Below are 10745 nucleotides of genomic sequence, written 5' to 3' on the forward strand. Positions count from 1 at the left end.
CGCGGCCCAGAGCAGTGATGTAGTCCATCGGGTGGTAGTAGCTGATGTACTGCAGGGCGTCGGCGACGCTCTGGATGAGGTCTTCTTGACGGATGACGGTCATGGTGGGGACCAACGTGTAGGAATGGGAAACCGGATGCGGGCAGTGGCAGTGATCTGCTCTGCGCGCCGACGGCAGGGCGCCGCCGGCTGAAATCAACCCGGGATCATACAGCAATGTTGCAATCGGATTGTCCGACCCAAATGGTCGGAAAGGCACTTCCGACAAACGCCCCGGGGCTGGGGCGCGTCTGTGTGCTTCAGTCCAGACCCAGGGGGATTCAATCGTGGTCCAGCGACGGATCGAGCGGGTCCAGCGGATCGGGAATGCGCCCGCGCGGCACCACCCGACGCGGCTGCGCCGGCCAGCTCGCCACCAGGATGCCCGCCACCACGCAGGCCAGCGCCACGCCGTGTGCCCAGCCCGGCGTCTCGCCCAGCGCGACGATGCCGTAGGTGGCTGCCGCAATCGGCAGCACCGACGTGAACACGCCCGCCAGGTGCGCCGGTACGTGCCGGATACCCTTCATCCACAGCCAGAACGAGAAGATGCTGGCCGACAGCGCATACCAGACCACCAGCCCCCAGATGGGCAGCGGCACGGTCGAGAGATTGAAGGTCAGCAGCGGCACCAGCCCCAGCGGCAGCATCAGCAGGCCGCCGATCAGGTGCGTGTAGGCGCAGATCTCGATGGCGGGCAGCGTCTGCGTGAGCCGCCGCGACAGGATCACGTAGATCGACTCGCACAGCACCGCGCCCATCACCAGCAGGTTGCCCAGCAGCGCCTGGGAGGCATCCGCCGGCGCTGCGCCTGCTGATTCACCACCACGATAGGCGTTGAGGATGGCCACGCCCGCCACCGCGAGCACCACCGAGACGAGCGTGCGCCCCGACGGCCGCTCGCGCAGCACCAACCACGACAGCAGCGCCACCGTGGCCGGAATCGTGCTGGTGATGATGCCCGCTGCCAGCGCCGAGGTCAGCCGCACGCCGTTGAGCATCAAGAGCGTAAAGCCGAACGTGCCGAAGAACGCCTGCAGGAAGAGGTTGGTCCACTCGCCGCGCGTGACGCGCCGCATGCGCGACGGCTTGTACCACGGTGCCATGCATACGATGGCGATCAAAAAGCGCAGCAGCGCAAACAACATCACCGGCACGACGGCGACGATCGATTTGCCGAAACCGACGTTGCTGCCGACCAGTGCCATGGCAGCAATCAGGAAGAGGGCGTGGATGGGCACGATAGGGTGAGGGCTGAAAAGCGACACGGGACGAGGCTCTTGGGCCGATCATGCTGCACTGCAAACGTGTCGTCATATGAAGTGACGCATTATAGTAATGCCCTTCGCGCTCTATCGAGACAGGCAGCGGCCTTGTTCCTGACACCTCTGCGTAAGGCTGGAGTAAGGCCGGCTGCTTAGATTCGCGGCAAAAGTCAAAGACATTCGCTATCAGGAGACATCATGACTGGCATTGAATCTGTTCTGCAGGAAACGCGCGTCTTCGACCCGCCCGAGTCCTTTGTCAAACAGGCCAACATCGCCGGCATGGACGCCTACCGCGCGCTGTGCGCCGAGGCCGAGCATGACTACGAAGGTTTCTGGGCGCGCCTGGCGCACGAGCACCTGCTGTGGCACAAGCCCTTCACCAAGGTGCTGGATGAATCCAGCGCGCCGTTCTACAAGTGGTTCGAGGACGGCGAGCTGAACGCCTCCTACAACTGCCTGGAGCGCAACCTTGAGAACGGCAACGCCGACAAGGTCGCCATCATTTTCGAGACCGACGACGCCAAGGTCACGCGCGTCACCTACCGCGAGCTGCACGCCCGCGTCTGCCGCTTCGCCAACGGCCTCAAGGCCATGGGCCTGGGCAAGGGCGATCGCGTCATCATCTACATGCCGATGTCGATCGAGGGCGTGGTGGCCATGCAGGCCTGTGCGCGCATCGGCGCGACGCACTCGGTGGTGTTCGGCGGCTTCTCGGCCAAGTCGCTGCAGGAGCGCATCGTCGACGTGGGCGCGGTGGCCGTCATCACCGCCGACGAGCAGATGCGCGGCGGCAAGGCACTGCCGCTCAAGGCCATCGCCGATGAAGCACTGGCGATGGAAGGCACCGGCGGCGTCAAGCACGTGATCGTCTACCGCCGCACCAACGGCAACGTGAACTGGGTGGAAGGCCGCGACCGCGCCATGGACGAGGTCGAAGCCGGCCAGCCGGACACCTGCGAAGTGACCCCGGTGGGCGCCGAGCACCCGCTGTTCATCCTCTACACCTCGGGTTCGACCGGCAAGCCGAAGGGCGTGCAGCACAGCACCGGCGGCTACCTGCTGTGGGCACTGCTGACCATGCAGTGGACCTTCGACCTCAAGCCCGACGACGTCTTCTGGTGCACCGCCGACATCGGCTGGGTCACCGGCCACACCTATATTGCCTACGGCCCGCTGGCCGCCGGCGCCACGCAGGTCGTGTTCGAGGGCGTGCCGACCTACCCGAACGCCGGCCGCTTCTGGGACATGATCCAGAAGCACAAGGTCAACACCTTCTACACCGCCCCGACGGCGATCCGCTCGCTCATCAAGGCCGCCGAAGCCGACGAGAAGATCCACCCGAGGCAGTACGACCTTTCCAGCCTGCGCCTGCTGGGCACGGTGGGCGAGCCGATCAACCCGGAAGCGTGGATGTGGTACCACACGAACATCGGCAACGGCCGCTGCCCGATCGTCGATACCTTCTGGCAGACCGAGACCGGCGGCCACATGATCTCGCCGCTGCCGGGCGCCACGCCGCTGGTGCCGGGCTCGTGCACGCTGCCGCTGCCGGGCATCATGGCCGCCATCGTCGATGAAACCGGCCAGGACGTGCCGAACGGGCAGGGCGGCATCCTCGTCGTCAAGCGCCCGTGGCCGGCGATGATCCGCACCATCTGGGGCGATCCGGAGCGCTTCAAGAAGAGCTACTACCCGGAAGAGCTGGGCGGCAAGCTGTACCTCGCGGGCGATGGTTCCATCCGCGACAAGGACAGCGGCTACTTCACCATCATGGGCCGCATTGACGACGTGCTGAACGTCTCGGGCCACCGCATGGGCACGATGGAGATCGAATCGGCGCTGGTGGCCAACCCGATGGTGGCCGAGGCCGCCGTGGTGGGCCGCCCCGACGACATGACCGGCGAGGCCATCTGCGCCTTCGTCGTGCTCAAGCGCGCACGCCCCAACGGCGATGAAGCCAAGCAGATCGCAACCGACCTGCGCAACTGGGTGGGCAAGGAGATCGGCCCGATCGCCAAGCCGAAGGAGATCCGCTTTGGCGACAATCTGCCCAAGACGCGCTCGGGCAAGATCATGCGCCGCCTGCTGCGGTCTCTCGCCAAGGGTGAGGACATCACGCAGGACACCTCCACGCTGGAGAACCCGGCCATCCTGGATCAGTTGAAGGAAGCCCGCTAACTTCCGGTCGCCATCTTGGCCGCTGACCCCCAACAAGACAGCCGCTTTCGCAAGCGGCTGTTTCTCTATTACGGGCTCTATACGGTAGGGCTGCTCGTCTTCATCGTCATGATGGGGGCGATCGAGCGCGTGCGCGGGCCGGGCGTGTGGCTCGGCTACGTGTTCCTGTTCGTCACCATTGCGTTCTATGCGTGCATCGGCCTGATCTGCCGCACGGCGGATCTGACCGAGTACTACGTGGCCGGGCGCCGCGTGCCGGCCTTCTTCAACGGCATGGCCACCGCCGCCGACTGGATGAGCGCGGCGTCGTTCATCGGCCTGGCGGGCATCGTGTTCGCCTCTGGCTACGAGGGCCTGGCCTACGTCATGGGCTGGACCGGCGGCTACTGCCTGGTGGCTTTCCTGCTGGCGCCCTACCTGCGCAAGTTCGGCGGCTATACGGTGCCGGACTTCCTCGCCAACCGCTACGGCAACGGCGAGCGCGGCGGCAGTTCGGTCGTGCGCGGCATCGCCGTGCTGGGCGCGACGCTGTGTTCGTTCGTTTACCTCGTCGCGCAGATCCAGGGTGTGGGGCTGGTGGTCACGCGCTTCATCGGCGTGGAGTTTTCGGTGGGGGTGTTCTTCGGGCTGGCGGGCATCCTGGTGTGTTCGTTCCTGGGCGGCATGCGCGCGGTCACGTGGACGCAGGTGGCGCAGTACATCATCATGATCGCGTCGTTCCTGGGCGTGGTGGCGATGATCGGCTGGCACCGGCATCACGACCTGCTGCCGCAGCTCTCGACCGGGCACCTGCTGGAGCAGATCGAGGTGGCCGAGCAGCGCATCGCGCATGACCCCGCCGAGCAGGCCGTGCGCGATCATTTCCTGACCGAGGCGCAGGCCTTGCAGGATCGCATCTCGCACCTGCCGCAGTCTTTCGAAGACGCCCGCGACGCGCTGAACACGAAGCTGCGCCTGGCGCGCGAGCACAACGCGCCGCTGCGCGAGATCAAGACCCTGGAGCGCGAGCGCGAGGAGTTCCCGTCCGATGCGGCCACCGCGTCGATCCTGTGGAACCAGCAGCGCGAAGAGGCGCTCACGCGCAGCCGCGTACCTCCTCCGTCCTCCGAGGCCTTCCCATCGCCATCAGAAGCCGAGCGTGGCACCAAGCGGCTGAACTTCGTGCTGCTGGTGTTCTGCCTGATGGTGGGCACGGCCAGCCTGCCGCACATCCTCACGCGCTTCCACACCACGCCGTCGGTGCGCGAGACGCGCAATTCGGTGGGCTGGACGCTGTTCTTCGTGGTGCTGCTGTATGTGTCGGCGCCGGCGCTGGCGGCACTGGTCAAGCTCGATCTGCTGCAGCATCTGGTGGGCACGCCGTTTGCCGACCTACCGCAGTGGGTCGTGCCCTGGCGCAAGGTCGATCCCTCGGTCCTGACGTTGCACGACATCAATGGCGACGGCATCGTCCAGTGGGCCGAGGTGATGATGCAGCCCGACATGGTGGTGCTGGCCGCCCCCGAGATTGCGGGCTTGCCGTACGTGCTGTCCGGCCTGATTGCGGCTGGCGCGCTGGCGGCCGCGCTCTCGACCGCCGATGGCCTGTTGCTGACGATTGCCAACGCGCTGTCGCACGACGTGTACTTCCACATGATCGACAACAACGCCAGCCACCAGCGGCGCGTGACCAGCGCCAAGGTGGTGCTGCTGGGCGTGGCGCTGCTGGCGGCCTATGTGACCTCGCTCAAGCCGGGCAACATCCTCTTCCTGGTGGGCGCGGCGTTCTCGCTGGCGGCGTCGTGCTTCTTTCCGGTGCTGGTGCTGGGGGTGTTCTGGAAGCGCACCAACCGGGCTGGCGCCATCGCGGGCATGGTGACGGGGCTGGCGGTGAGCGTGTACTACATCTTCGTCAACTACCCGTTCTTCACGCGCATGACGGGCATCCTCGGCCAGCCGTGGTTTGGCGTGGACCCGATCGCCTCCGGCGCCTTTGGCGTACCGGCCGGGTTTGCGGCCGCGATCATCGTGAGCCTGCTGACCAAGCGCAACCGGCCGGTGGTCGACAAGCTGGTGGGGTATCTGCGCGATCCGATGTGAGCCCCGCTTGGTGCGGTGCTCAACCCGGTGGTGCGTTGAGCAGGGCCTCTTCTTCCGACACGGCCTTGAGGGCCCGCTCGATGGGCGCCGAGCTGACACTGACCTCGCCCGCAAAGGGCCGGTCCACCGCCAGCACAAAGAAGAACGCCAGCCCCAGCGTGATGGCCCAGACCGCCACCAGCGCCACGTGAAAGCGCGTGGCCGGCAGCGCGTAGAGCAGCAGCAGCGACATGGTGCTCGCCAGCAGCATCACGCCCCATAGCGTGCCTGGCATGGCCTCGTCGAGGTTCTGCAGGCGCTTCTCGCGGTACTTCACCATCTCGTTGACGCGGGCGAGTACCTCGCTCAGCAGTGCGCGCTCGCGGTCGTCGCTGGGCGTGATGCGGTTGGCGGTGGCGAACATGCGGTTGAAGACGGCTTCGGTGCGCGTGTCCGGATGCGCTTCCTGCTGCATGCTTGGCCATTCGTCGTGCACCACGTGTTCGAGGTAGGCCACCAGCTCGCGGCGCGCGACGGCCGCACTCGGGTGCGTGAAGGCGGCAAGGTCGTGCGCCAGCTCCGTCGCGCAGGCGGCTTCGGCGGCGACGATGTCGGCGGCAGCCTGGTACGAGCCCCATACCGAGATGGCGGAGAACGCCACCAGCAGCGAGTTGATGGTCGTCACGGCCCCCATCATGGCCAGCGTCATGCTGCGTTGCTCGGCATCGAGCGTGATGGGAAAGCAGCGGCGGAACAGCGCGTAGCCGCCCAGCGCCACCGCGAGCGTCGGGAACACGATCAGCGCGCCCATCGCCCAGGCGGGGATGTTGTACAGGAACAGCATGGTGTCACTCCTTGTGGTCTGGGGGCTCGGCGGGGGGTGGGGCGGTCGGGTCGGCGGCGGCGAGCATGGCGCGCGTGAACTCGGCCAGGCGCTGGCGGACCACGTCCGGCGAGGCCGCTGTGTCGAGCGATTGCTGCAGGTCGATCAGGCGCGCGGCGAATTCGCTTTGCCACTGCGTGCGCTCGCTGGCGGCGCGGGCGCGGTAGGTCTGCAGGGTGGCGTCGGCATCGGCCGCGCGGTCGCCGCGCACCAGGGTCTCGAGCGCGTCGACCAGCCGCTGCAGCAGGCGGTGCACGGCTGTGGCCGAGAACCCGCCCAGCATGGCCAGCGCCGGCTTGCCGAAGGTGTGCATGCTGCCCTGGTCGAACAGGTGTGCCGGCAGCAGCTCCACCAGGATCAGCCCGGCGATCACGCCCAGGATCAGCCGCGCGCCGTACGACGCGTCGTACTTGGGGTCATAGGTGGACGCCGCCACGTAGCGGTGCGCCTGGAACAGCGTCGCGAACGATGCGCCCAGCCCTGCGCAGAACAGCAGGAACAGCGTGTTCCACAGCAGGCGCGTGCCGTCGGATTGCAGGAAGCCCCGGTCGATGTTCTCGATCGACACGTCGGGCGACAGGCCGGTGGCGATGACGGCGATCAGAAACACGATGGCCGCGCTCGTTAGCAGGCGGATCAGCGGGACGGGGCCGAGCCATGCCAGCGGATGGTCGCTGCGATGCTGCTCGTCGAGCAGCGTGACGGCCTGCGGCGTGGCCGGCGCGATGATCGCCGCCAGCTTGCGATGGATGGCGGCCAGCGCGTAGTGCGGCGTGGCGTGCCCGGGCGACGCACGCTGCGCGAGCGTGAGGCGGTCGGTGAGGCTGCCGAGCTGCGCGATGATCTCCGGCGCCACCGGCAGGCCGTGATGCAGGGCGTAGCGCGCCATGGCTTCGCACTCTTCGCACAACTGTTCGGCGAGGGTGCTGTCGGGGCGTTCGCGTGGTGCCAGGCGCGGGCGGAACCACTGTGCAAGGGCAAGCGGGCTCATGCTGGCCTCGCGTTGCGCGGCATGATGGCGCCGTGACGGCTGCGCCGACGAAGTGGGGTGCGTGATCGCATGATGGCCTTCGTGGGTGGGGCAGGCCGTGCGCGGCCCGGGCTCGCCCCGCACGGCGCTCAGCGCTCGGGCGGGGCAAGTCCACTGTGCGTCGCGCGCAGCGGCCCGGCAATGTGACGGACGTCATGAACGACGGCCGAACGAAGGTCATGGGGCGCGCACCGCAACGGCGCCACGCCAAAGAAGAAGGCCCGCGACATCCCCATCGCGGGCCGGGTTGCAGTGCGGAGGAAGCGGCGCGGCTTAGGCGTGCGCGGCGTGCGGCTCGATGCGGAAGAACGCCACCGCCGCGTTGAGTTCCTGCCCCTGGTCCTGCAGCGATTGCGAGGCCGCTGCGGCTTCTTCCACCAGGGCCGCGTTGCGCTGCGTGACCTCGTCCATCTGCGAGATGGCCTGGTTGACCTGCTCGATGCCGCGCCGCTGCTCCGCCGAGGCCGCCGCGATCTCTTCCATGATGTCCGTGACGCGCGCCACGGCCTGGGTAACTTCGGTCATGGTGTGGCCCGCTTCACCCGCCAGCGTGGCGCCGTCACGCACGCGCTCGACCGATGAGGTGATCAGTTCCTTGATCTCCTTGGCTGCCGTGGACGAGCGCTGCGCCAGGCTGCGCACCTCGCTGGCGACCACCGCAAAGCCGCGCCCTTGCTCGCCCGCGCGGGCGGCTTCCACCGCCGCATTGAGCGCCAGGATGTTGGTTTGGAACGCAATGCCCTCGATGATGCCGGTGATGTCGGCAATCTTGCTGGAGCGCTCGCTGATGTCCTGCATGGTCGACACCACCTGGCCGACCACCGTGCTGCCTTTGTGCGCCACTTCCGATGCGTTGGCCGCGAGCGTGGTGGCTTGCTGCGCGTTGTCGGCGTTCTGCTTCACGGTCGAGGTCAGCTCTTCCATGCTGGCGGCCGTTTGCTGCAGGGACGACGCCTGTGCCTCGGTGCGCTGGCTGAGGTCGATATTGCCCGCCGCGATCTGCCTGGCGGCACCGGCGATGCTGCCGCTGCTGTCGCGCACCTTGTCGACGATCTCCGTCAGGCGGCCATTCATGTCGCGCAGGGCGGAGAGCAGGTGGCTGGTTTCATCCTTGCCGCGCACCTCGATGCGGCTGCCGAGGTCGCCGCGCGCCACCGTCTGCGCCACATCCACGGCTTTGCTGATCGGCTGCGTGATCGAGCGCGTGATGAGCAAGCCCGCGCCGACGGCGATCAGCGCAGCACCCAGCGAAATCCCGATCAGCAGGTTGCGCTGATTCTTATAGTTCTGCTCATAGGCCTGGACGCGCCGCTCCTCGCTTTCGGCGGTGTAGGTGGCATAGGCTTTGGTGGCCTTGACCAGCTGAGCCAGCAGCGGCCGGCATTCGTCGTCCATCTTCTGGATGGCCGCCTCGCGCTTGCCGCCCAGCGCCAGTTGCACGATGTCGGTGGCCACCGGGCCGTAGCGGGCTTCCACGCGGTCGATATCGTCGATCAGTGCGCGTGCCTGCGCGGTGGTGTCCTGGGCGTTCGCGATTGCCTCCTTGAGCTGCTTGAGGCGGCTCTGCACGTCTTCGTGTGCTTGCAGTACCTCGGCTTTTTCGAGCGCCAGGTCTTCCGGCTTGACGACCAGCACCAGGTTGCGTGCGGCGATGGCGCGCCGGTCTACCGCGGTCCGCACGCCGTTGGCGAGCGTCGCGCGCGCGTTGATGCCGTGCACGAAGCCGGAGAAGCCCTCGGTCGATTCGCTCAGGGCGCGCAACGACATGCCCGCGACCACGACAACGATGGTAGCCAGCACGCCAAAGCCCATGGCGAGCTTGGCCCGGATGGTCAGGTTGGAAAGGTTCACAGTGTCCTCCGAAAGGCGGAGCAAGGGGGTTAGGGGGTGCAAATCGCTTGCCCGCGAAGTGCGAGAGAGAAGCGGGCCGTCCTGCCACTGCTTTCTGTTGCCGTGCTGCGTACGCTTGGATGGTTGAATGTCCGGTGGAGGTTTGCTACTGCGGACATTATCTGGAGGGGTTATCGGCTGGTTCTTAAAAACCTGAACGTGATTTTTGTTTGGGTTTCTACTGATTTTTTGTTTGGCAGCGAGAAGCCTTGCTGTGTGGTGCTTTGCGGGTGAAGTGACTGGTGCTATGTCATTTCGGATGATGCGATGCGTTTCTCGGTGGCCCCCACCATGGGAGGGGTGATATCCATTTTTACTAACTAATATCAGGTATAAAAAATGGTAACTTGGGTTTTATTTGGTGCGGCGATTCTTATCAAATTGAATTAATCCTCCTACACGGTTTGTGCGAGCCAACCTGCGTCGACGGGAAAGACCCCGCCCGGCAACATCTAGCCGGGGTCCTTCCAGATGCCGCGCCGATCAGGGCAGCGCCGTCGCCGGCACCACGGGAATCACCACCTTGGATGCGTGAGCCTCATCGCCATAGAGCGTCAGCACGCCCGCCAGCGAGTTCAGCAGCGTTGGGATCGGCGGCGCGCCTTGCGGCGAGTTGCTTGCCCCGATCGCCACGCGCAGCTTGTGGCCGGAGGCGATCAGCGCGCCAGTCGGGAACACATCCACCGGCACCCGCACCGCCTGAACCGGCAGCACCGCCACCACCGCCACCCGGTCCGCCCATCGCCGCGCCGGCGCCAGGGGCGCCTACGCCCACTCCGCCCGAGCCGCCGCCGGTCGTACTGCCCGTTGAATCGTTGGCACTGCCGCCATAGCTGCCACTCGAACCCGAGCGCGTATTGCCAGAGCGCCCTTGCTTACCGGTGGCGTTGCGGTTGCGCGAGGTGTCCCGGCCGCTGTTGGCTGAACTGCCGTTGGCGGTGCTGTCGCCCATGCCACTTGCAGTTGCGTCGGTGCCGGCACCACCCGCCGCAGACATGCTGCCCCCGCCCGCCGTACTGTTGGATGGGGCGCCCCCTGTCTGGGCATACGCCGCCGCGGTGCCGCCAGCCAGCGCCAGCGCGACGACAAGAGAAGAGGCTCTGAGATACGTCATGAATTGCTCCTTTGAGGTTGAGGACGTGCCCCCTCCGCTGCAGCAAGGCCCGTTCCGCCGTCACGCCGCGCAGTATCGAGCGAACCGATTGGCTGGATATTTGCTTGAGACCGTGCGTCAACATGCGGCGGGCCGCACTCAGCTATACATTCAACTGTGTATGTACAATCGCCTGCCCGACTGTCGGTGCGCCGTCGCATGCCTGTCCAACGCTGCCACCGCGCCCTCAGCCCGACGATGGAGCCGTCAAACGTGAAATTTCCCTTCCCGCTGCCCCAGTCATGG

7 protein-coding genes are annotated in these 10745 nt (G+C 66.5%); 2 read left to right on the top strand and 5 right to left on the bottom strand.

Going from position 1 to position 10745, the window contains the following annotated elements:
• Positions 1 to 320 precede the first annotated feature (320 nt).
• Positions 321 to 1280 (bottom strand): DMT family transporter, encoded by a 960-nt coding sequence (locus tag QZ609_RS19780; protein ID WP_295498434.1) that lies wholly within the window; start codon positions 1278 to 1280, stop codon positions 321 to 323.
• A gap of 222 nt (positions 1281 to 1502) precedes the next feature.
• Between QZ609_RS19780 and acs the strand changes: the two genes are divergently transcribed.
• Entirely contained in the window at positions 1503 to 3485 is a 1983-nt protein-coding gene (gene acs / locus QZ609_RS19785; protein WP_295498437.1) for an acetate--CoA ligase, read from the top strand.
• Positions 3486 to 3500: 15 nt separating this feature from the next.
• Entirely contained in the window at positions 3501 to 5564 is a 2064-nt protein-coding gene (locus QZ609_RS19790) for a VC_2705 family sodium/solute symporter (protein ID WP_295498440.1), read from the top strand.
• A gap of 19 nt (positions 5565 to 5583) precedes the next feature.
• Here the strand turns inward: QZ609_RS19790 and QZ609_RS19795 are convergent, their stop codons facing one another.
• From QZ609_RS19795 to QZ609_RS19810, 4 genes are all read right to left on the bottom strand, one after another.
• Positions 5584 to 6387, bottom strand: coding sequence for a DUF4239 domain-containing protein (locus QZ609_RS19795; protein ID WP_295498443.1), 804 nt, complete (start codon positions 6385 to 6387; stop codon positions 5584 to 5586).
• Between the two features lie 4 nt (positions 6388 to 6391).
• Positions 6392 to 7417 (bottom strand): hypothetical protein, encoded by a 1026-nt coding sequence (locus tag QZ609_RS19800; protein WP_295498445.1) that lies wholly within the window; start codon positions 7415 to 7417, stop codon positions 6392 to 6394.
• A gap of 312 nt (positions 7418 to 7729) precedes the next feature.
• Positions 7730 to 9292 (bottom strand): methyl-accepting chemotaxis protein, encoded by a 1563-nt coding sequence (locus tag QZ609_RS19805; RefSeq protein WP_295498449.1) that lies wholly within the window; start codon positions 9290 to 9292, stop codon positions 7730 to 7732.
• A gap of 537 nt (positions 9293 to 9829) precedes the next feature.
• The gene (locus QZ609_RS19810) at positions 9830 to 10060 is read right to left on the bottom strand and encodes a CocE/NonD family hydrolase C-terminal non-catalytic domain-containing protein (protein WP_295498447.1); all 231 of its coding nucleotides are present in this window, start codon (positions 10058 to 10060) and stop codon (positions 9830 to 9832) included.
• Between the last annotated feature and the right edge of the window lie 685 nt (positions 10061 to 10745).

Source organism: uncultured Ralstonia sp., from assembly GCA_913056305.1.
Taxonomy (GTDB): Bacteria; Pseudomonadota; Gammaproteobacteria; order Burkholderiales; family Burkholderiaceae; genus Ralstonia.

Bases quoted from the DNA above. Each gene is read 5' to 3' on its own strand.
- acs (WP_295498437.1), top strand. From the start codon at position 1,503: ATGACTGGCATTGAATCTGTTCTGCAGGAAACGCGCGTCTTCGACCCG.
- QZ609_RS19795 (WP_295498443.1), bottom strand. From the start codon at position 6,387: ATGCTGTTCCTGTACAACATCCCCGCCTGGGCGATGGGCGCGCTGATC.
- QZ609_RS19800 (WP_295498445.1), bottom strand. From the start codon at position 7,417: ATGAGCCCGCTTGCCCTTGCACAGTGGTTCCGCCCGCGCCTGGCACCA.